The 24405-nt window shown below is 66.6% G+C and carries 2 protein-coding genes; both read right to left on the bottom strand.

What is annotated here, in order from left to right:
• Nucleotides 1-163: 163 nt before the first annotated feature.
• Nucleotides 164-11497, bottom strand: coding sequence for a non-ribosomal peptide synthetase (locus HX792_RS28000; RefSeq protein WP_176999115.1), 11334 nt, complete (start codon nucleotides 11495-11497; stop codon nucleotides 164-166).
• Nucleotides 11494-24405, bottom strand: coding sequence for a non-ribosomal peptide synthetase (locus HX792_RS27995; protein WP_176999114.1), 12912 nt, complete (start codon nucleotides 24403-24405; stop codon nucleotides 11494-11496). Before HX792_RS27995 ends, HX792_RS28000 begins: the two co-directional genes overlap by 4 nt.

Raw genomic sequence — 24405 nt, 5'->3', positions numbered from 1 at the left:
GGTGCCGAGTGGTGGGGCGAAGGCCTTTTGGTTACTTTTGGGCCTTTCCAAAAGTGACCCGCTGTAAGAGCGGAACCATAGGTGGCCGTTACCGCAGCAACGGATATGTACACCGACCCACCACCGCTATCGCAGGCAAGCCAGCTCCTACAACGCACACCCCTCACGAAACCACCTCCCCAACCACCACCCCATCCAGCCACCACCGCGCCAACCCCTGCACATTCGGCGCCTTGAGCAACGTAAAGTGATTCCCTGCACCATACCAAACCTGCACCCCACTCCCCTGTCTCCCCCAGCCCTCAACCATCAACCCCTGCTCCCGCTGATTCCCCGCCGCATCCAGGGCCGGGTCCTGGGCCAACACCAACCGCACCACCCCGCGATACCGCTGCACCGGCCGATACACCATCCGCAACGCCGCCGCATAGGTCCGCGCCGGCCCCTCCATCGCGTCCACCGAAGCACGCCCCGGCAACAACCCAACGCTCACCATCCCCCCATGCAACAGCTGCCGTTGCACGCCTTCATCACGCCCGGCAAAATCAAGCGGATCAATCCCCAACGACTTCCCGGCCGACACCTGCATCGCCTCGATCAAACGCAACAACGCCGCCGTCGTCGTATACGGCCGCCCCACCACGCCGTTACCGCCCGGCGACTCACTGTCGATCACCGTCAACGACGCCACCTCGCGCCCCATCGCCTGCAACCGCAGCGCCATTTCCAGCGCCACCCAGCCACCAAACGAATGCCCCACCAGGTGCACCGGCCCGTGCGGGCACTCGTGCGCCAGCGCCGCCAGGTAACACTGCGCCGCCGCTTCGACCTGGCTGTGGGGCACCGCCTCACCGTCCAGGCCACGCGGCTGCAGGCCGTACAACGGCCAGTCACGCCCCAGGGCCTCGCCGAGCCCGACGAACCCGGTGACGCTGTCCCCCGCCCCCGGCACACAGAACACGGGGGCATTCCCGGCCCGGCCACCCTGGATACGCAACAACGGTTGATGCACCGCATGCGCCATCGGCACAGCACCCGCCAAGGCGTCGGTCATCGCACGGCCCAGGGCCTGGATATGTGGCGCCTGCATCATGCTCTGGTGATCGCCCGGCACTTCCACCTGGCGCAACTGCCCCGGTGCCAACGCCTCGCTCCAGCCCAGGGACTGGCTGCGACGGGACAGCTCGGTCGGCCGTTGCTCGGCGCTGAACAGGTGCACCGGGATTGGCAATGGGAACAGGCTGTAGTGCGCCAGCGCATGCCCATGCCCCACTTCGCGCTCGATGAAGCTCAAGAGGTCGGCGTCCGACGCCGCCGCCATTTGCGCGTATAGCAAACCTTGATCGCGACAGCGTTGCAGCAAGCCCGCAAAGTCCAGCTGTCCAAGGCTCGCCTCCAGTTGCCCAAGGCTTTCCAGTTCATTCGCACCTCCCTGTGCTTTCCAATACGCCGTGCACTGCAACAGCAAATGCCGCTTGAGGGCCTCGGGCCCGCTCCAGCGCGCCTTGCCCTGGTCGGTCATGCGCGGCACGTAGCTGTCGATCAAACCGAGGAACGCCACCGGCTCATCCAGCCCGAGCAGTTGCATGGCGACCTCATAGGCCAACACGCCACCAAACGACCAGCCCGCCACGCGATACGGCCCGTGGGGTTGCAGGCTGCGGATCAGCCCGACCATCCGCGCCGCCAGGCCTTCCAGGGTGTTCAGGTGCGCTTCACCCAGCGGCACACCCGGCAGGCCATAGATGGGGTAATCCCCCGGCAGGTGCTGGCCCAAGGCAGGGAAATACACGTCCATGCCACTGAACTCATGCACCAGGAACAACGGCGGTTGCGCGCCGCTGCTGCGCACGGTGATCACCGCGGGGTCACGCTCCGGCTCACCCGTGCGTTGGCGCAACAGGTTCGCCACGCCGGCCACACTCGCGTGCTGGAACAGCTCCGCCAGGGACACCGGCAACCCGGCCTCTTCCAGCAGGTTGACCAGACGGATCGCCAGCAACGAATGCCCGCCCAGCTCGAAGAAGCTGTCGTGCCGGCCCACGTGTTCCACCTTCAGCACCTCGGCCCAACGTTGCGCCAGGGTCTCTTCCAGTGCGTCGGCCGGTGCTTCGAAATCGCGGCTGCACAGGGCTTCCATGGCCGGCACAGGCAGTGCTTTACGGTCGATTTTGCCGTTGGCGGTCAGCGGCAGTTGCGCCAGCGGCACATAGGCCGAAGGCAGCATGTAGTCCGGCAGCTGGCCTTGCAGATGGGCGCGCACGCGGTCGATCTCCAGCGCCTCTGCCGCCCAGGTGAAATAGGCCACCAGCCGCTTGTCTCCGGGATTGTCTTCACGGGCCAACACCACCACCTCCCGGATGCCGGCGAAGGTGGCGAGGCGCGCTTCGATCTCACCCAGCTCAATGCGGAAACCGCGAATCTTCACCTGGTCATCGTTGCGCCCGATGCATTCGAGCAAGCCGTCCGCCGTCCAGCGTCCCAGGTCGCCGGTGCGGTACATCAGGGCACCCGGGTTGAACGGGTCACTTACGAACTTCTCGGCCGTCAGCTCGGGACGGTTCAAATAGCCCCTGGCGACGCCGTCGCCGCCGATGCAGATTTCACCCGTCACGCCCAGCGGCACCGGCTGCAAGTGCGCGTCCAGCACATGGATGTGGGTATTGGAAATCGGCCGGCCCACCGGCACGCTTTCCGCATCTACGGCAATGGCGCGCACTTCATGGGTGGTGGCGTAAGTGGTGGTTTCCGTCGGCCCGTAGCAATGCACCAGGCGCAACGCCGGGGCTCGCGCCAGCAGGCTGCGGAATGCCGCCGGGTCCGCTCGCTCGCCGCCGCACAGCAGGATGCGCAACCCGGCCAGGGCGTCGGGGATCATCTGCACATACTGGTTGAACAGCGCCGTGGTCACGAACAGCACCGTCGCGCCTTCCAGGGCCGCGCCGAACGCCGCCGGGGCGAGCAAGGTGGCGTGGTCGATCACCTGCACCTGGCCGCCATTGAGCAACGGTCCCCACACGTCCATGGTGCTGGCGTCGAACGCCGGGTTGGAGGCGAACGCCACGCGGTCGGCGGCGTTGAAATCGGCATAGCCGTTGTTGATCACCAGCCGCGTGATGCCACGGTGCGGTACCAGCACGCCCTTGGGGGTCCCGGTGGAACCGGAGGTGTACATGATGTACGCCACACTGTCCGAGGACTGCGACAGGTCCGGGTTGTGGCTGGGCTGCGGGTCGAGGGCCAGGGTGTCCAGGTCCAGGCGCCGGGTCGGGTAGCCGACGGGCATATCGCTGCGGGTCAACAGCCACGCCGCACCGCTGTCCTGCAGCATGAACCCCTGGCGTTCGGCTGGCGCATGGATGTCCAGCGGCACATAGGCCGCCGCGCACTTGAGCACGGCCAGTTGGCTCACCAGCAGGTCGACAGAGCGCGGCAACAGGATCGCCACGTTGTCGCCCGGCAGAACGCCCAGTCCCAACAGATGATGAGCCAGATGATTGGCGCGAGTGTTCAACTCACCGTAGCTCAGCGTCTGCTCGCCATGACGCACGGCCAAAGCGCCCGGGCGAGCTTGGGCCTGGGCTTCGAACAGGCGCTGCACGGTGTGTTCACGGGGAAAGGTCCGCGCCGTGGCGTTGAAACCTTGCAGTTGCAAAACTTCGGTCGCCGGCAGCACGGGCAAGCGGCCGATGGCAATCTCGCTGCGTTGCTCCAGGGCCTGCACCACCTGCTCCAGCGCCACCTGCAAGTACTCGCACAAACGCCGCGCGCCCGGCCCCGTGGCCTTGAGGCTGAACCCTGCACCGAGGTCATCCACGCTCAACGACAGGCCATAGTTGGTGTGTTCCTCGGCCTTGAGCACTTGAATGCCCTGCCACGCCTCGGCCACACCTCCGGCCTGCGGCGCGCTATGCCGGTAATTGAACAGCACGCTGAACAGCGGCGTGCCCACCGGCACGCCACTGCAACGCTGGGCCAGTGCCAGCGGCGCGTGTTCATGGCTGAGCAGTTGCGTCAGCCGCGCATGGGTGGCCCGCAGCGCCTCACGCACCGGGCGCTCGCCCAGGTCGACGCGCAACGGCAAGGTGTTGATGAACACCCCCATGGCCCGTTCGGCGCCCTCGCCCCCTTGCAGGCGACCGAGCATCACCGTGCCAAACACCACCCGCTCACGCCCGGACACTTTGCCCAGCACATGGGCCCACGCCAGGTGCATCAGGCTGGCGCTGCTCACGCCGGCCTCACGGGCCTGGCTGCGCAAGCGCTGGCTCAACTGCGGGTCCAGCGCCAGCTGCGCAGGCGCGCCATCGCCCAGCGGTTCGACTTCGGTCGGCTCGTCGATGTCGCCCAGCATCTCGCGGAAGAACCCTTCATGGTCACCGCCCCCCAGGCGGGTCTGGGCCACATAGTTGCGATACGGCACCGCTTCGCCCAGCCCTTCCTGATCGCCCAACAGGAACGCCTGCATGTCGTGTTGCAGGATCTCCAGGGCGATGTGGTCCATCACCAGGTGATGGAACAGCAAGGTGGCGACCACCCGCCCGGGTTCCTGGGCATACACCAGGCGCATCAACGGGGCCTGGCCCACGTCCAGGCGCAGGGGCAACGCCCCGGTTTCAACACGCAGCGCCGCGTCGCGCCATACCACTTGTACCGGTTCTTCCAGGCCGTCCCAGTGGAACGACGAACGCAGGATGTCGTGCCGTTCGATCACGGCCTGCAAGGCCATGGCGAATGCTTCCAGGCGTTCGTGATGGTCGAAGGCAAATTGCGCCTGCAACAGGTAGGCATCGCCTTCGGGCACCGCGCGATGGTGATAGAGCATGCCTGCCTGCAACGGTGCCAGCGGGTAGATATCCTGCACATTCGCCGCGCCACCGGGGATGCACGCAACGATGTGGTCGATGGCCGCTTGCTCCAGGGTGATCAGCGGCAAAAGGTCCGGGGTGATATGCGTGCAACCGGCGCCAATTCGATTAGCGGGCACTGCCACTTCACGGCTGCCGCCCACTGCCGCCGCCAAACCGGCTAACGTCGGCTGTGCAAACAGCACTTTCACGTCCGCCGACAAGCCCAGGCCACGCAGGCGCCCCATCAGGCTGACCGCCAGCAGCGAATGCCCGCCCAGCTCGAAGAAGTTGTCGTGACGGCCTACGCGCTCCACGTTGAGCAACTCGGCCCACACACTCGCCAGGGCCACTTCCGTGTCGCCCTGGGGTGCCTCGTACTCGCGCACAGCCAACGACTCCAGGCCCGGTGCCGGCAGTGCCTTGCGGTCGAGCTTGCCGTTGGGGCTCAACGGCAGTGCATCGAGGTGAACAAAGGTCGCAGGCACCATGAATTCCGGCAGGTGCTGCAACAGGTGGGCACGCAAGACGTCGATGTCGCTGTGTTCACCGGTGTAGTACGCCACCAGGCGCTGTTCGCGGGCGATGACCGCGGCTTCGTTGATCGCCGGGTACTCGGTGAGCCGCGCCTGGATTTCCCCCAGTTCGATGCGCAAGCCACGGATCTTCACCTGGTCGTCATTGCGCCCCAGGTATTCGATGGTGCCGTCGGGCAGGTAGCGGCCCACGTCACCGGTGCGGTACAGGCGGCCCTCGGTGAACGGGTCCTTGAGGAAGCGTTCGGCGGTGAGTTCCGGGCGGTTCAGGTAGCCCCGCGCCACTTGCACACCACCGATGAACAGCTCGCCCACCACACCCAGGGGCACCGGCTGCAACTGCGCGTCCAGCAGGTACATGCGCGTATTGGCAATCGGCTTGCCGATGGGGGTGTTGTCCGGCGTCACCGGCCCCGCGCAGTTCCAGGCGGTGACATCCACCGCCGCTTCCGTCGGGCCATACAGGTTGTGCAGTTGGCTGCCCGGCAGCTGCCGCTTGAAGCGCCGCACCAGGCTGCCCGGCAAGGCTTCGCCGCTGCAGATCACCCGCACCAGCCCGGCGGCCTGGCTCAGCTCGCCATGGGCGAGGAACACGTCGAGCATCGACGGCACGAAATGCAGGGTGGTGACCTGCTCCGCCGCGATCACCCGGCACAGGTACTGCGGGTCCTTGTGCCCACCCGGCGCAGCCATCACCAAACGCGCGCCGGTCATCAACGGCCAGAAGAACTCCCACACCGACACGTCAAAGCTGAACGGGGTTTTCTGCAAGACCGTGTCGTCGGCCGTCAACCCGTATTCGTCCTGCATCCATAGCAGGCGGTTGACCACCCCGGCGTGATCGTTGATCACCCCCTTGGGCTGCCCGGTGGAGCCGGAGGTGTAGATCACATAGGCACTCACGGCCTCGGTGTGCGGATTATCAAGGGACAGGTGCTGCCAGGTCGGCTGCTCCAGGTCGATCACCGGCACATCGCCGAGCAAGCCTCGCGTGCTGCCTTGGGCCAGCACCACCTGGGGCGCGCTGTCGTGCAGCATGTAGGCGATACGTTCCGGCGGATAGGCCGGGTCCAACGGCACATAGGCGGCGCCGGCCTTGAGGATCGCGTACAGGCCGATGACCATCTCCAGGCCGCGTTCCACGCAGATCGCCACCCGCGAATCGGCGTGCACGCCCTGCGCCAGCAGGTGGTGAGCCAGCCGGTTGGCCTGGGCGTTCAGTTCGGCATAGGTCAAGGTCTGCTCGCCGGCCTTGAGTGCTACCGCCTGCGGCGTGCGCGCCACTTGCGCTTCGAACAGGCCGTGCAGCGTCTGGTCGAGGTTGTAAGGGACGTCGGTGGCGTTGAAGTCGAACAACACCTGCTGACGTTCCCGCTCGCCCACCAGAGGCACGTGTTCCAGCACCGCCTGATCGTTCTCGACCATGGCCTGCAACACGCGAATGAAGTACCCCACATAACGCTGCACCGTGGCTTCATCGAACAGCGCCACCGCATACTCCAGCGCGCCGAGAATGCTGCCCTGCACTTCGCCGAGGTTCAGCGACAGGTCGAACTTGGCAAAGTGACTGTTCTCCACAATCCCTTCCAGCGCCAGGTCGCCCAGGGCCAGTGTGGGCGCGCTGCTGTCCTGCCAGGTCAGCAGGGTCTGGAACAACGGGCTGTGAGCCAGGCTACGTACTGGCCGGGTGATTTCCACCACCTGCTCGAAGGGCAGGTCCTGATGGGCCTGGGCTTGCAGGGTCTGCGCCTTGACCCGCGCGAGCAACGCCTCGACGCTCAGCTCGCCCGAGGTGTCGATACGCACCGCCAGGGTGTTGACGAACAGGCCGATCAGCCCTTCCACCTCACTGCGGGTGCGGTTGGCCACTGGCGAGCCGATCACCAGGTCCGACTGGCCGGACAACCGCGCGAGCAAGGCTGCCCAGGCGGTCATCAAGGTCATGTACAAAGTGGTGCCGTGGCGTTGGCTCAAGGCCTTGAGCCCGGCCGTAAGGCGCTCGTCCAGGCGCACGTCGACGCTGCTGCCGGCGTAGTCCTGCTGCGCCGGGCGCGGGCGGTCGGTGGGCAACGTGAGCAAGGCCGGCGCACCGGCCAGGGCCTGCTGCCAATAAGTGCTTTGGCGGTGCAGCACCTCGCCACTGAGCCACAGGCGTTGCCACACGGCGAAGTCACCGTACTGGATCGGCAAGGCCGGCAGCGGGTCCGGCAAGCCGTGGCTGAACGCCTGGTACAGCGCCATCAACTCGCGGGTGAGCACGCCCATGGACCAGCCATCGGAGACGATGTGGTGCAAGGTCAGCAACAGCACATGGTGATCGTCGGCCATCACCACCAGGCGCCCACGCAGCAACGGGCCACGCTCCAGATCGAAGGGCGCCGAGGCTTCGCCATGGATCAACGCGTCCAGCGCCTGTTGCGGCTGCGGGTGGCGGCGCAGGTCCTGCACTTGGAGGGGCAGCACGTCTTCGGCCGGCACGATCAGCACCTGGGCCGTGTCACCGTGCTGGGCGAAGCGGCTGCGCAGGGTTTCGTGACGCGCCACAATGCGCGCCAGCGCCCGTTGCAGGGCCTGCACATGCAGTTGCCCGCGCAGGCGCAGGCCGATGGGGATGTTGTAGGCGGTGTTGGCGCCTTCCATCAGCGCCAGGAACCACAGGCGTTGCTGGGCGAACGACAGCGGTACGTCTTCATCGCGGTTGGCCGGCAAGATATCCGGCAAGGTGCTGCGCCCGGCCTGGGCCAGCACCTCGGCGACCGCGCACAGTTCGGCGTTGGCAAACAGGTCGCCCAGTTGCAGCTCCACCCCCAGGCGCTGGCGCACCTGGGAGACCATGCGCATGGCCAGCAGCGAATGCCCGCCCAGTTCGAAGAAATGATCGTGGCGCCCAACGCGCTCAACCTGCAGCACGTCGCTCCAGATACTCGCCAGTACGCCTTCGATCTCGCCCTCGGGCGCGGCGTATTCACGGGTGAACACGGCGGCCTGGTCCGGCGCCGGCAAGGCCTTGCGGTCGAGCTTGCCGTTGGCGGTGAGGGGCAACGCGTCCAGCTTCATGTAGGCCACCGGCACCATGTAGTCCGGCAGGTGCGCCACCAAGTGGGCGCGGATCTCGCCGACCGCCAGCGGATCGAGCTGGGGGTTCTCGGTGAAGTAAGCCACCAGGCGTTCTTCACGCACCAGCACCACCGCTTCAAGGATGCCGGCCAATTGGTTGAGCTGGGTTTCGATCTCCCCCAATTCGATGCGCACGCCACGGATCTTCACCTGGTCATCGTTGCGCCCCAGGTATTCAAGGTTGCCCTCCGGCAACCAGCGCGCCAGGTCGCCGGTGCGGTACATGCGCCCGCCGTTGAACGGGTCATCGAGGAAGCGTTCGGCGGTGAGTTCCGGGCGGTTCAGGTAACCCCGGGCCACGCCCTTGCCGCCCACGTACAGCTCCCCCGCCACGCCCAATGGCACCGGGCGCAGTTGTTCATCCAACAGGTACACCGTGGCATTGGCGATGGGTTTGCCGATATGCAACACCCCGCCCGCCTCCACCTTGCCGGACGTGGCGACCACCGTGGCCTCGGTGGGGCCGTAGTTGTTGATCAGCTCGAAATGCTGCGCCCGGCCGAACTGGCGCAAGCGGTCGCCGCCGATCAACAGGGTGCGCAACGTGGGGTGTTCGATCTGCTGGCTGAAGGCGTACTCGGCCACCGGCGTCGGCAGGAAGCACACGTCCAGAGGCTGCGCGCACCACCAGGCCAACAGGGCATCGATGTCTTCGGCGCCGTCACTGGCCGGCGGCAGGTGCAAGGTCGCACCCACGCACAGCGCCGGCCACACTTCCCAGGCCATCGCATCAAAGCCGAAACCGGCGACGCTGGCGGTGTGGCGCCCGGCGCACAGGTCAAACGCCGTGCAATGCCAGTCCACCAGGTTGGCCACGGTGTGGTGCTCCACCATCACCCCTTTGGGCAGGCCGGTGGAACCGGAGGTGTAGATCACATACGCCAGGTGTGAGGGGGTGACGGCCACCTTGGGGTTGCTCGCCGAATGGTGCTGCCAGGTGTAGCGGTCGAGGTTGATCACCGGCACTTCCAGGGCCGGCAGGCGATCAAGCAGGGCCTGCTGGGTCAACACCGCCACCGGGGCACTGTCGGTCAGCAGGTAGTTCAAGCGTTCGGCCGGGTGGGACGGGTCCACCGGCACGTAGCAGCCACCGGCCTTGAGGATTGCCAGCAACCCGGCCAGGGTGTCCAGCCCACGGCGGGCGACGATAGCCACGCGGTCATCGGGCTTCACACCCAGTGCCAGCAGGTGGTGGGCCAGCAGGTTGGCCTGCTGATTCAGCTCGGCGTAGGTCAGTTGGCGGCCTTGATGCACGGCCGCAATGGCCTCGGGCGTCCGGGCCGCCTGGGCTTCGATGCGCCCGTGCAAGGTGGTGCCCTGGGGGAAGTCGGCGTGGGTCGCGTTGAACTGTTCGAGCAGCAATTGCTGTTCGGCGGCGGGCACTACAGCCACCTGGTTCAGGGCGGTGTGGGGGGCCTGTTCCAGTGCCGCCACCAGGTTCTCCAGCGCGGTGTGCAGGTAGGCACACACGCGCTGCGGGTCCACGGCCGTGCTGGCGAGCAGGCTCAAGCCAAACCCTTCGCCCAGGTCATCCACGCTCAAGGTCAGCGGGTAGTTGGTGCGTTCTTCGGCACTCAGGGCGGCAATGCCCTGCCAGGCCGATGCGGCGTTGGCGCTGGCGGCCGGCGCACTGTGGCGGTAGTTGAGCAAGGCACTGAACAGCGGCGTCGGCGCCACCACCCCACTGCAGCGCTGGGCCAGCGCCAGGGCCGCGTGTTCATGGCGCAGCAAGGTGGTCAGCCGCGCGTGGGTGGCCTTGACCCCGGCACGCACGTCGGTGGCGTCCACGTCCACGCGAAACGGCAAGGTGTTGATGAAAATCCCCAGGGCCCGCTCGGTGTCATGGCTGCCTTGCATGCGCCCCATCAACACGGTGCCGAACACCACCTGCTGCTTGCCGGCCAACGCCCCCAGCACTTGCGCCCAGCCCATATGAAACAGGCTCGCCGCGCTCACGCCTAACTGCCGGGCCTGAGTACGCAAACGCTGGGCCAGCGGCGCAGGCAGCGGCAGGTTGACCTCGGTAATGCCACGGGCATCGCCCTGCACATCCTGCAAGCCAAACGGCAAGGTCGGTTCGCTGATATCGCCGAGCATCTGGCGGAAGAAACTTTCGTGCTCCTGCTCGCTGATCCCCAGCCGCGCCTGCGCCACATAGTTGCGAAACGGCACCGCCTGGCCCAGCGCCGCGCCCTGCCCCAACAGGCACGCCTGCAGTTCATGGCACACCACTTCCAGCGCGCTGTGGTCCAGCGCCATATGGTGGAACAGCAAGGTTGCGACGATGCGCTGATTGGTCGGGTCGTCGGCACGCACCAGGCGCAGCAACGGCGCCTGGGTCACGTCCAGCCGGTAGTGGCGGGCATCAAACAATGCATGCAGTTGCGCGGCGATGTCGCCGTCGGCCGGGTCCAGCACCAGGGCCTGGATCGGCAACTGCGCCCGGCGCCACACCACTTGCGACGGTTCTTGCAGCCCTTCCCACACCACCCCGGTGCGCAGGATATCGTGGCGATCCATCACCGCCTGCAAGGCCTGGGCGAACGCCTCGAAACGCGCCAGGCTGTCGAACGAGAACTGCGACTGCATCACATACGGGTCGCCCTGTTCAGCACTCACGTGGTGAAACAGAATGCCTTCCTGCAACGGCGCCAGCGGGTAGATGTCCTGGATGTTCGCCACGCCGCCGTCGACCGTCGCGACGATGCGCTCGATCTCCTCCGGGCTCAACGTCGACAACGTCAACATGGCCGGGGTGATGTATTCGGTGCCGGGCGCGATGCCATTGGCCGGCACCTCGACTTCACCAGCCTTGGTCGCAGTGTAGTCGCCGGCCTTGATCAGCTCGATCAACCCCGGTTTGTGCTCGCGCAACGCGGCCATGATGGCCGGGTCACTCAGCGCCTGTTTATTGCCTTGCACCGCCAACTGTTCGCCCTTGAGCGCCAGTTGGATGTCTTTGCTCTTCAGCGTCGCCAGCAGTTCGAGAATGCTCACAGGACGATCTCCATTCGTTCGGTTATGGCGGCGTAGCCAGCCAGGGTCGGCTGTTCGAACAACGCCCGCACATCGGCTTCCATGCCTTCCTGGCGCAAGCGCCCGATCAAGCTCACGGCGAGCAGCGAATGCCCGCCCAGTTCGAAGAAATTGTCATGCCGCCCCACCCGCTCCACGCCCAGCAGTTCGGCCCACAGCCGCGCCAACAGGGTTTCGGTTTCGCCTTGCGGTGCGGCGTACTCGCGCACGCTCAGCGCTGCCATGCCCGGGGCCGGCAGGGCCTTGCGGTCGAGCTTGCCGTTGGGGCTCAGGGGCAGCGCCTCCAGGTGCACGAACAGCGCAGGCACCATAAAATCCGGCAGGTGCAGCAGCAGGTGGGCGCGCAGGCTGTCGATGTCGGTGGGCACGCCGGTGTAATAGGCCACCAGGCGGTCTTCGCGGGCCACCACGGCGGCTTCGCTGACCTGGGGATGGTCGAGCAGGCGCGCCTGGATTTCCCCCAGTTCGATGCGCAGGCCACGGATCTTCACTTGGTCGTCATTGCGCCCCAGGTATTCAATGTTGCCGTCGGGCAGGTAGCGGCCGACGTCACCGGTGCGGTACATCCGGCCGTCGCTGAACGGGTCCTTGAGGAAACGTTCGGCGGTAAGGTCCGGGCGGTTGAGGTAACCGCGCGCCACTTGCACGCCGCCAATGAACAACTCGCCGACCACGCCCAGGGGCACCGGTTGCAATTGCGCATCCAGCAGGTACATGCGGGTGTTGGCGATGGGCTTGCCGATCGGCGTGTTGTCCGGCACTTGCGGCCGCGCGCAATTCCACGCGGTCACATCCACCGCCGCTTCGGTGGGGCCGTACAGGTTGTACAGGCCGATCTGCGGCAGTTGCTGCTTGAAGCGCCGCACCAGGCTGCCCGGCAGGGCTTCGCCGCTGCACATCACGCGCACCAGCCCGGCCGCCTGGCTGACGTCGCCGTGGGCCAGGAACACATCGAGCATCGACGGTACGAAGTGCAAGGTGGTGATGTGCTGCGCTGCGATCACTTCGCACAGGTAGGCCGGTTCCTTATGCCCGCCCGGACGCGCCATCACCAGGCGTGCGCCGGTCATCAGCGGCCAGAAGAACTCCCACACCGACACGTCGAAACTGAACGGGGTTTTCTGCAGTACCGCGTCATGGGCCTTGAGGCCATAGGCGTCCTGCATCCACAGCAAGCGGTTGACCACCCCGGCGTGTTCGTTGATCACGCCCTTGGGCTGGCCGGTGGAACCGGAGGTGTAGATCACGTAAGCCTGGTGCTGCGCCGTCAGACCCGGCACCTCAGGGTTGCTCAAGGGCTGGTGCTGCCAGGTTGGTTGGTCGAGGTCGATCACCGGCACCTCGCCCAACAGGCCCCGGGTTGCGCCCTGGGCCAGCACCACCACCGGCGCACTGTCTTGCAGCATGTAGGCGATGCGGTCGAGGGGGTACGCCGGGTCCAGCGGCACGTAGCCGCCCCCGGCCTTGAGGATGGCGAACAGGCCGATGACCATATCCAGGCCGCGCTCGAGGCAGATGCCCACCCGCGAATCCGGCTGCACGCCCTGCTCGCGCAGGTGATGGGCCAAGCGGTTGGCGCACTCGTTCAGTTGTTGATACGTGAGCTGCTGGTCTTCGGCCTTGACGGCGATGGCATCCGGCGTGCGCTGTACCTGGGCTTCGAACAGGCCGTGCAGGGTCTGGTCGAGGTCGTAACTCACCTCGGTGGCGTTGAAGGTCACCAGCAGCCTGTGCCGTTCTTCTTCGCCCAGTACCGGCAGGCGATTGAGCGCCTGCTGCGGCGCCTGCTCCAGGGCCTCGACCAGGCCGCACAGAGCCACGTGCAGGTAACCGCAGACCCGTTGTGGGTCGAGTTGCGCCAAGGCCGTCACGTCAAAGCCGTCGCCCAGGTCATCCACGTTCAGGGTCAACGGGTAGTTGGTGCGCCCGTCATTGACCAGCGTCTGCATGCCTTGCCATGCCTGTTGCGCGTCCACCGAGCGGGTCGCCGCGCCGCGATGGCGATAGTTGAGCATCGAACTGAACAGTGGCGCGGGGGCGGCCACTCCGCTGCAACGCTGGGCCAGGGCCAGGGACGCGTGTTCATGACCGAGCAGCGCACTCAGCCGTGCATGGGTGTCTCGCACGGCGGCGCGAACGCCTTGGGCGTCGATATCCAGGCGCAGCGGCAAGGTGTTGATGAACACCCCGAGGGCACGGTCGGCGCCCTCGCCCCCTTGCAGACGGCCCACCAGTACGGTGCCGAACACCACGCTGTGACGGCCGGATGTGGCCGCCAGCACTTGGCCCCAGGCCAGGTGGAACAGGCTGGCGGTGCTCACGCCCAACAGACGGGCCTGGGCACGCAGGCGGCGGTTGAGGTCGCTGTCCAGGTGCAGGGTGTGTTCGGTGATCGCGTTGCCGTCGCCGCGCACATCCTGCAAGCCAAAAGGTAGGGTCGGTTCATCGATATCGCCGAGCATGCCGCGGAAGAACGCCTCGTGCTCCTGCTCGCTGATCCCCAGGCGCGCCTGGGCCACGTAGTTGCGGTACGGCATCGGCGCTGTCGTCGGGGCCGGCTGGCCGAGCAAGTGGCCCTGCATTTCGCGCAGCACCACGTCGAACGCGGTGTGGTCCAGCGCGATATGGTGATACAGCAGCACCACCACCACCCGCGCATTGGCCGGGTCTTTGGCGTACATCAGGCGGATCAGCGGCGCCTGGCTGATGTCCAGCCGGTAGCGCCGTGCATCGAACCGCTCATGCAGGCCCGCCAGCACATCACCTTGCAGGTGCAGCTCCTCCACGCTCAGTTGCGCGCTGCGCCACACCACTTGCAGCGGTTGCGCCAGGCCTTCCCAGACCACACCGGTACGCAGGATGTCGTGGCGGTCGATCACCTGTTGCAGCGCCTGGGCGAAGGCGTTCAGGCGCTCGAGGCTGTCAAAGGCCAGGTGCGATTGCAGCAGGTAGGGGTCGCCGCTTTCGGCGGTGATGTAGTGATAAAGAATGCCTTCCTGCAACGGCGCCAGCGGGTAGATGTCTTGTACATTCGCGGCGCCACCCGGGACACGGGCGACCACGTCGTCGAGGGTCGCCTGATCCAGCGTCACCAGCGGCAACAGGTCCGGCGTGATGCGCTGGCAGCCCGCAGGAATTCGGTTGGCCGGCACCTGTACTTCACGGCCACTGCCCACAGCGGCGGCCAGTGCGGCCAGGGTCGGCTGGCTGAACAGCACGCGCACATCGGCGCTGAGGCCCACCTGACGCATGCGTTCGATCAGGCTGACCGCAAGCAAGGAATGCCCGCCGAGTTCGAAGAAATGGTCGTGCCGACCGACCTGCTCCACCTGCAACACCTCGGCCCAGATCCGCGCCAGGGTGGTTTCAACCTCGCCCTGGGGCGCCTCGTAGTCGCGGCTGAGCAAAGCGGCTTGATCGGGTTCGGGCAGGGCCTTGCGGTCCAGCTTACCGTTAGCGGTCAGGGGCAGCGCGTCGAGTTTCACATACGCCACCGGCACCAAGGCGTCGGGCAACACGGCTTGCAGTTGCTCGCGCAAGCCTTCAATCGCCAGCGGCCGTTGCTCGGTGAACCACGCCACCAAGCGGCCGTCGCGCACCAGCACCACCGCTTCGCCGACACCGTCCAGGGCGGCCAGGCGGCTTTCGATTTCGCCCAGCTCCACCCGCACACCGCGCAACTTGACCTGGTCATCGTTACGCCCCAGGTACTCAAGATTGCCGTCGGGCAACCAGCGCACCAGGTCGCCGGTGCGGTACATGCGCCCCGGGTTGAACGGGTCTTGCAGGAAGCGTTCGGCCGTCAGGTCTGCGCGGTTCAGGTAACCCCGCGCCACGCCGCTGCCGCCCACGTACAACTCACCGGCCACGCCCACCGGCACCGGGCGCTGTTGCGCATCCAGAACGTAGACATAGCCATTGGCGACCGGCCGGCCGATGTGCAAGCCCTGGCCGGCCCGCACACGCCCGGAGGTGGCGACCACCGTGGCTTCGGTGGGGCCGTAGTTGTTGATCACGGCAAAGCGCCGTTCCTGGTTGAACTGACGCAGGCGATCGCCGCCGATCAGCAGGATGCGCAAGGTCGAGTGCTGCAGGTTTTGGCTGAAGGCGTACTCGGCCACCGGCGTCGGCAGGAAGCTCACGTCCAGCGGCTGCGCCAGCCACCAGGCCAGCAATTCGTCGATGTTCTCGTTACCGACGCTGGCGGGCGGCAGGTGCAGGGTGGCGCCCACGCACAGCGCCGGCCAGACCTCCCAGGCCATCGCATCAAAGCCGAAACCGGCCACGCTGCTGGTGTGGCTCGCACGGTCCAGGCCGAAGGCTTCGCAGTGCCAGTGCACCAGGTTTTCCACGGTGCGGTGTTCCACCATCACGCCCTTGGGCTGGCCGGTGGAGCCGGAGGTGTAGATCACGTAGGCCAGGTGCGCCGGGGTCAGCGCAGGCACGTGTGGGTTGTGGGTGGGTTGCTGCTGCCAACTCGAATCCTGCAAGTCCACGCTGGCTACCGATCCCAACAATGCCTGGGTACTGACTTCGGCCAGCACCGTTACCGGGGCGCTGTCTTGCAGCAGGTAGCGGATGCGCTCGGCGGGGTATGCCGGGTCGATTGGCACATAGCCGGCGCCGGCCTTGAGAATGGCCAGCAAGCCCACCAGCATCTGCGGGCCACGACGGCAGCAGATCGCCACGCGGTCATCCGGTTGCACGCCGAGCGTCAGCAGGTGATGGGCCAGCTGGTTGGCGCGTCTGTTGAGTTGCGCATAGCTCAGCGCTTCGCCGTCTTGCACCACGGCAACGGCGTGGGGTTGGCGCTCGGCCTGCACCTCAAACGCGCCGTGCAGGGTCTGGCCCGTCGGGTAGTCTGCGGCGGTGGTGTTGAAGTCGCGCAGCAGGGTATCGCGCTCGGCCACCGGCAGCACGGCCAGTTGATTGAGCGCAGTGCCCGGTGCGGTTTCCAGTGCGGTCACCAGTTGCGCCACCGCGTTGTGCATGTAGTCGCACAGGCGCCTGGCACCGATCTGCGGCAAGGCCAGCACCGTCAGGCCAAACCCTGTGCCCAGGTCATCCACACTCAGGGTCAGCGGGTAGTTGCTGCGCTCTTCACCGCCGAGCAACTGCACGCCTTCCCAGATGCCCTGGCCATCGCGGGCCATTTCGCCCGGGTTGCTGTGACGGTAATTGAGCAAGGTGCTGAACAACGGCAACGCGGCCGCCACGCCACTGCAACGCTGGGCGAGTGCCAGGGAGGCGTGCTCATGCCCGAGCAGGGCCGTCAGGCGTGCATGGGTGGCCTTGACCGCCACGGCCGCGCCGGCCGCCACGTCGACCCGCAATGGCAAGGTGTTGATGAACATCCCCAGGGCCCGGTCCGCGCCCTCGCCGGCCTGCATGCGGCCCATCAACACGGTGCCGAACACCACCTCATCACGCCCAGACACCAGCCCCAGCACCTGCGCCCAGGCCAGGTGCATCAGGCTGGCCGCGCTGACGCCTGCCAGCCGCGCCTGCTCGCGCACCCGCTGGGCCAGCGTGGCGTCCAGCGCCAGCTCGGCTTCTTCGATATCACGCCCGTCGCCCTGCACATCCTGCACACCAAAGGGCAAGGTCGGCTCATCGATGTCGGCCAGCATGTCGCGGAAGAATTGCTCGTGCTCGGCCACGCTCACGCCGAGGCGCGCCTGGGCCACGTAGTTGCGAAACGGCGCGGCCGCCGGCAAGTCTTGCGCCTGGTTGAACAGGAAGGCGCGCATTTCCTGGCCGACCACTTCCATGGCGGTGTGGTCCAGGGCCAGGTGATGGAACAGCAGGATCGCTGCCACCCGCCCGTTGGCCGGGTCCTTGGCGTAGACCATGCGCAACAACGGCGCCTGGGTGATATCAAGGCGGTAATGACGTGCATCGAAACGCGCATGCAGTTGTTCGATAATGCCGCCGTCGGCCGGGTCCAGCGCCACTTCTTGCACCACCAACTGGGCGTCGCGCCACACCACTTGCACCGGGCTGTCCAGACCTTCCCAGACCACGCCGGTGCGCAGGATGTCGTGCCGCGCAACCACCTGTTGCAACGCGCCCATGAACCCGTGCAGGCGCTCCAGGCTGTCGAAGGCCATGCGCGACTGCAGCAGGTACGGGTCGCCGTGTTCGGCGCTGATGTGGTGATACAGAATGCCTTCCTGCAATGGGGCCAGCGGGTAGATGTCCTGCACGTTTGCCGCGCCGCCCGGCACGCTGGCGACGACTCGGTCGATGGCCGCCTGGTCGAGCTGCACCAGGGTCAGCATGTCCGGCGTAATCCGGGTGCAGCCCGCAGGAATGCCATTGGCCGGCACCCGCACTTCGCGCCCGCTGCCCACCGCTGCCGCCAGCGTGGCCAGGCTCGGCTGGCTGAACAGCACGCGCACATCGGCACTCAAGCCGACCTGGCGCATGCGTTCGATCAGGCTGACCGCCAGCAACGAATGCCCGCCCAGCTCGAAGAAGTGATCGTGACGCCCTACCCGCTCAAGCTTGAGCACGTCCTGCCAGATCTGCGCCAGCAGGGTTTCTACCTCGCCTTCCGGCGCTTCATAGCCACGGCTGAGCAGCGCGCTCTGATCCGGCACCGGCAGGCCCTTGCGGTCGAGCTTGCCGTTGGCGGTGAGTGGCAATAGCTCCAGCCACACATAGGCCGACGGTACCATGTAGTCGGGCAAGCGGCCTTGCAGGTGGCTGCGCAGCGCTTCGATGTCCAGAGCTGCGACAGCGGTGTAGTACGCCACCAGGCGCTTGTCGCCAGGTTCGTCTTCACGCACCAGCACCACGCTGTCGTTCACCCCCGGGAAAGCGGCCAGGGCCGCTTCGATTTCGCCGGGCTCGATGCGGAAACCGCGAATCTTCACCTGCAGGTCATTGCGCCCCTGGTACAGCAAGGTACCGTCCGCCTGCCAGCAGGCCAGGTCGCCGGTGCGGTACAGCAGGCCGTCGCCGAACGGGTTGGCGATGAATTTTTCGGCGGTCAGTTGCGGCTGGTTCAAGTAGCCCTTGGCTACGCCCGCACCGCCGATGTACAGCTCGCCGACCACCCCCAGCGGCAGCGGCTGCTGGCGCGCATCGAGCACATAGGCCTGGGCATTGGCGATCGGGCGGCCGATGGGAATGCCACCCTCGCCCACAGCGGTGATTTCATGGGTGGTAGAAAAGGTGGTGGCTTCGGTCGGCCCGTAGCCGTTGAGCAGGTGTTGGGGCTTGCCGTGCTGGAGCACGCGGCTGATCACCAGCGGGTCGAGCACATCGCCGCCGACGATCAGGTAGCGCAGTTGGCGCAAATGCGGCATCAGCGCATCGGCGTATTGGTGGAACAGGCCCGCCGTCATCCACAACACGCTGACGGACTGCTCCTGCAACAGTTGCGCGAACGCGGCCTGGGACAGCAACACCGCGTGTTCGACCACCACCACGCAGCCGCCGTTGAGCAGTGGCGCCCACACTTCCAGGGTGCTGGCGTCGAAGGCCGGGTTGGAGGCGAAGGCCACGCGGTCACGCTCGTTGAACTCGGCGTAGCCGTTGTTGAGCACCAAGCGCGAGATGGCCCGATGCGGCACCTGCACGCCTTTGGGCGCGCCGGTCGAGCCGGAGGTGTAGAGGATGTACGCCACGCTTTCTGCCGACTGGGGCAGTTCGGGATTGCGTGGGGACTGCGCGTCCAGGTTCAAGTCGGCCAAGGTGTTGAGCACCCGGCGCGCGCCGCTGTCCTGCACGATAAAGGCCTGGCGCTCGAGGGGGGCGTTGACGTCCAGCGGCACGTACACGGCGCCGCACTTGAGGATCGCCAATTGGCAGACCAGCAGGTCGAGGGAGCGCGGCAAACCGATCGCTACGCTTTCGCCGGGCTGCACGCCTTGGCCGATCAGGTGATGAGCCAGGCGATTGGCACGACGGTTGAGGTCACGGTAACTCAGGGACAGCTGGCCATGCACGGCGGCCACCGCTTCGGGCCGGGCCAGCGCCTGGGCTTCGAACAGCTGGTGCACGGTAAGCTGCGCCGGGTAGTCGCGGGCGGTGGCGTTGAAGTCCACCAGCAGTTGGTGACGCTCGGCGGGCGGCAGGATCGAGATAGCCTGCAACGGCGTGGTAGGCGCCTGTTGCAGCGCGATCACCAGGTGGCGCAGCGCGGTGAGCATGTAGTCGCCCACCCGTTGCACGTCCAACGTGGCCAGCCCTTGCACGGTGAGGGCGAAGCCGCTGCCCAGGTCATCGACGTTGAGCACCAGCGGGTAGTTGCTGCGCTCTTCGGAGCTGAGGATTTCGATACCGGACGCCGCGAACGGGCTGGCCCCCGGTGCTTCGCCCGGGGCACTGTGGCGGTAATTGAGCAGTGTGCTGAACAGCGGCAGCGACGCCGGCACGCCACTGCAACGCTGGGCCAGGGACAACGAGGCATGCTCATGCCCGAGCAACTGCGCCAGGCGTGCGTGGGTGGCGCGCACCCCGGCCTGCACGCCAAGCGTGCCGAGGCTGACCCGCAGCGGCAAGGTATTGATGAACATGCCGAGGGCGCGGTCGGCGCCCTCACCGCCCTGTAGGCGGCCCAGCAGCACCGTGCCGAACACCACGTCCTGCTGGCCGGAGACCTGGGCCAGTACCTGCGCCCAGGCCAGGTGCACCAGGCTGGCGGTGCTCACGCCCAACTGCCGTGCCTGTTCACGCAGGCCCAGGCTCAATGCCGGTTCCAGCGGCAAGTGCGCCTCGACGATGCCACTGCCGTCGCCATTGATATCCTGCAGGCCGAAGGCCAGGGTCGGCTCGTCGATGTCGCCGAGCATCTCGCGGAAAAACCCTTCGTGTTGCGCCTGGCTCACGCCCAGTCGCGCCTGCGCCACGTAGTTGCGGTACTGCACCGCGTCGGGCAAGTGCGCGCTGCTGCCTGTCAGGCTGGCGCTCATTTCCTCCACCAGCACCTGCAACGCGGTGTGGTCGAGCAGGATGTGGTGCAGCAACAGAATGCCGACGAAATGGCCGTGCTGCTCGGCATAGGCCAGGCGCATCAACGAGGGGCGCGTGAGGTCCAGCCGGTAATGGCGCGGGTCGAAGCGTTGTTGCAGGGTGGCCAGGGCATCAGCGCCCGCCACCTCGATGCCCTCGACCACCAGCGGCGCGTGGCGCAGCACCACTTGCACCGGCTCATCCAGGCCTTCCCAGAGGATGCCGGTGCGCAGGATGTCATTGCGCTCGATCACGCTGTTCAAGGCCCGCGCGAACGCGTCCACCGCACCTTTGTCGGCGAAGCTGAGTTGCACCTGCAAGACGTAGGGGTCGCCTTCGGTGGTTGCCAGGTGGTGATAGAGAATGCCCGCCTGCAAGGGAGCCAGGCCGTAGATGTCCTGCACATTGCCCAGGCCGCCGGGCACGCTGGCGAGGATATGGTCGATGGCAGGCTGTTCCAGCGCCACCAGGGGCAACATGTCGGGGGTGATGCATTGGCTGGTTGCGGTAATCCGATTGGCCGGCACCGCCACCTCCTGCTGCCCGCCCACTGCCGCCGCCAGTGCCGCCAGGGTGGGCTGGCCGAAGAGCACGCGCACATCGGCGCTCAGGTCCAGCTGGCGCATGCGTTCGATCAGCTTGACTGCCAGCAGGGAATGCCCGCCCAGCTCGAAGAAATTGTCGTCGCGGCCAACACGGTCAAGGGTGAGCAGCTCTTGCCAGAGCCCCGCGATAGCGGTTTCCACTGCGCCCTGGGGCGCTGCATAACCGCGCCGCACCAGCGCCTCGGCATCAGGTGCAGGCAAGGCCTTGCGGTCGAGCTTGCCGTTGGTGGTGAGGGGGAATTGGTCCAGCAATACGAACGCGCCAGGCACCATGTAGTCGGCCAGGCTCAGCAGCAGATGGTCGCGCAAGGCGGCGACACTCAGCTCACCCTCGGCAATCACGTAGGCCACCAGGCGCTTGTCCCCCGGCACGTCCTCGCGCGCCACGACCACGGCGTCGCGCACGCCGGGCGCAGTGGCCAGCCGCGCTTCGATTTCCCCCAGTTCGATGCGGAAACCACGGATCTTCACCTGGTCGTCATTACGCCCCAGGTACTCGACGCTGCCGTCAGCCTTGAGGCGGCCCAGGTCGCCAGTCTTGTACATGCGCAAACCGGTGGCCGGGTCGGCCAGGAAGCGTTCGGCGTTCAGCGCGTCACGGTTGAGGTAACCCCGCGCCACGCCGGCACCGCCCACGTACAACTCGCCGACCACGCCCACTGGCAGCGGCTCGCGCTGCTCATCCAGCACGTACAGTTGCAGGTCGGGGATGCGCACGCCAATCGGGCTGACGCCCACCAACTGCGCGTCCGCCGCCTCCAGGGCGCGGTAAGTTACGTGCACGGTGGTTTCGGTGATGCCGTACATGTTCACCAGTTGCGTGCCGGCGTTGATCGCACGGGCATACCACGGTTTGAGCATGCCCGGCTCCAGGGCCTCGCCACCGAAAATCACCTGGCGCAAGGAGTGGGCCTGGGGGCTGTCGGCCTGGGCGGCGATCAATTGGCGGAAGGCGCTGGGCGTCTGATTGAGGATGCTCACGCCCGCCTCGCACAGCAGCGTGTAGCACTCGTCCGGTGACCGGCTGACCAGTTGCGGCACGATCAGCAACTGGCCGCCGTGCATCAACGCGCCCCAGATCTCCCACACGGAGAAGTCGAAGGCAAAGGAGTGGAACAGCGCCCACACGTCGTTGCTGTTGAAGCCGAACCAGTGCGCGGTGGCGGTGAACAGACGCGCCACTTGGCGGTGTTCGATCATCACGCCCTTGGGTTGGCCGGTAGAGCCCGAGGTGTAGATCACATAGGCCAGGTTGGCCGGGCTGACGTTGACACGCGGGTTGACCAGGGATTCGCCACGCAGGCCGTTGAGGTCGATCTGCGCCAGGTCGCCGACCAGGTGGCGGGTGTTGGCTTGCACCAGTACGGCCAGCGGTGCGCTGTCGGCCAGGGTGTAGGCGATGCGTTCCAGCGGATACGCCGGGTCGATCGGCACGTAGCCGGCACCAGCCTTGAGGATACCCAGCAGGCCAATGATCATTTCCGGGCCGCGCTCGACGCAGATCGCCACACGGTCGTCCGGGCGAATGCCCTGGGCCAGCAGGCGATGGGCGACCTGGTTGGCGCGCTCATTGAGCTGGCGGTAGGTAAGCCGTTGGTTGTCGAAACGCAGCGCAATGGCCTCGGGCTGGGCGGCGGCGTGGGACTCGACGAGGTGGTGGATCAGGGCCGTATCGGCGTAGTGCGCAGGGCTGTGATTGAGGGTGTGCAGCAGGTGATGGCGTTCGGTGTCGGGCAGGATGTTCAGGCCGCTGAGCGGCGAATCCGGTCGCTGCTCCAGGGCATCGGCCAGGCTTTCCAGGGCCGTGTGCAGGTAGCTCGCAACGCGCTGCGCGCCGATGGCGGCGTCCACCATCACGGTCAACGCGAAGTCTTCACCCAGGTCATCGACATTGACCGTCAACGGGTAGTTGGTGCGCTCTTCGGCGCCCAGCACCTGGATACCTTCGGCCACCTCAATGACCTCGTCCATGTCGGTTGCCGCGCTGTGCCGGTAGTTGAGGATGGCGCTGAACAACGGCGTCGGCGCGGCCGCGCCGCTGCAACGCTGGGCCAGGGCCAGGGATGCATGCTCGTGATGCAGCAAGGTGGTGAGCCGCTCATGGATCGCCTTGACCCCGGCACGCACGCCCTGCCCGCCCACATCGGCGCGCAGCGGCAAGGTGTTGATGAACATGCCCAGGGCGCGTTCGCCGCCCTCGCCCGCGCCCATGCGCCCCAGCATCACGGTGCCGAACACAACGGCCTCGCGACCGGACACCACGCCCAACACCCGCGCCAGGCCCAGATGCATCATGCTCGCCACGCTCACCCCCAGTGGCCGCGCCAGCTGGCGCAAGCGGCGGCTCAACGTGCTGTCGACGGGCAGGCGCGCTTCGTCGATGCCCTGGCCATCGCCCTGCACGTCTTGCAGACCGAAGGGCAGTGTCGGCTCGTCGATGTCGGCCAGCATGTCGCGGAAAAACGCCTCGTGCGCCTGCTCGCTGACGCCGTGGCGCACCTGGGCGATGTAGCTGCGAAACGGCACCGGCTCACCGGCCTGGGCCTGCTCGCCGGCCAGGTACAGCTGGATTTCATGGCGCACCACGTCCAGGGCGGTGTGATCGAGGATGGTGTGGTGGAACAGCAGCATCGCCACCACCCGCTGGTTTGCCGGGTCGTCGGCGAACACCAGGCGCAGCAGCGGCGCCTGGCCCAGGTCCATGCGGAACGTGCGTGCGTCATAGCGGGCGAGCAATTGGGCGAGGATGTCGCCACCGCTCAACGGTACCTCTTCACAGACCAGCGGCGCCTTGCGCCACACCACTTGCAGCGGCTCGTCGAGGCGCTCCCACACCATGGACGTGCGCAGGATGTCGTGGCGGTCGATCACCCATTGCAGCGCCTGGGCAAAATGCTGCAGGCGCGCGCGGCTGTCGAACACGAACTGCGCGTGCAGCACGTAGGGGTCGCCCTGGTCGGCAGACAAATGGTGATAGAGCATGCCCTCTTGCAGCGGCGCCAAGGGGTACACATCCTGCACATTCGCTGCGCCACCGGGGATGGCAGCCACGATCCGGTCGATCGCCGGCTGGTCGAGGTTGACCAGCGCCAGCATGTCCGGCGTGATGCGGTAGGCCGGGCTCAACCAGTCACCGCCATGTTCGGCAACCAGTGCCAGCAGCTGGGGTTTGTGGGCGATCAGTTGATCCCACAGGGCGTCATCCAGTGCTTCGTCATCGCCGAGGATGATCAGGTCGCCTTCTTCAGTTTGCAGACGGATCGCATGGGTGGAAATCGCTGCCAATAATTCGCTGAACTGCAT

Source organism: Pseudomonas sp. B6002, from assembly GCF_013385985.1.
In the GTDB taxonomy this organism is placed as follows: Bacteria; Pseudomonadota; Gammaproteobacteria; order Pseudomonadales; family Pseudomonadaceae; genus Aquipseudomonas.
The sequence above is the reverse complement of the archived record's forward strand: the minus strand, read 5'-3'. Positions and strand labels throughout refer to the sequence as shown.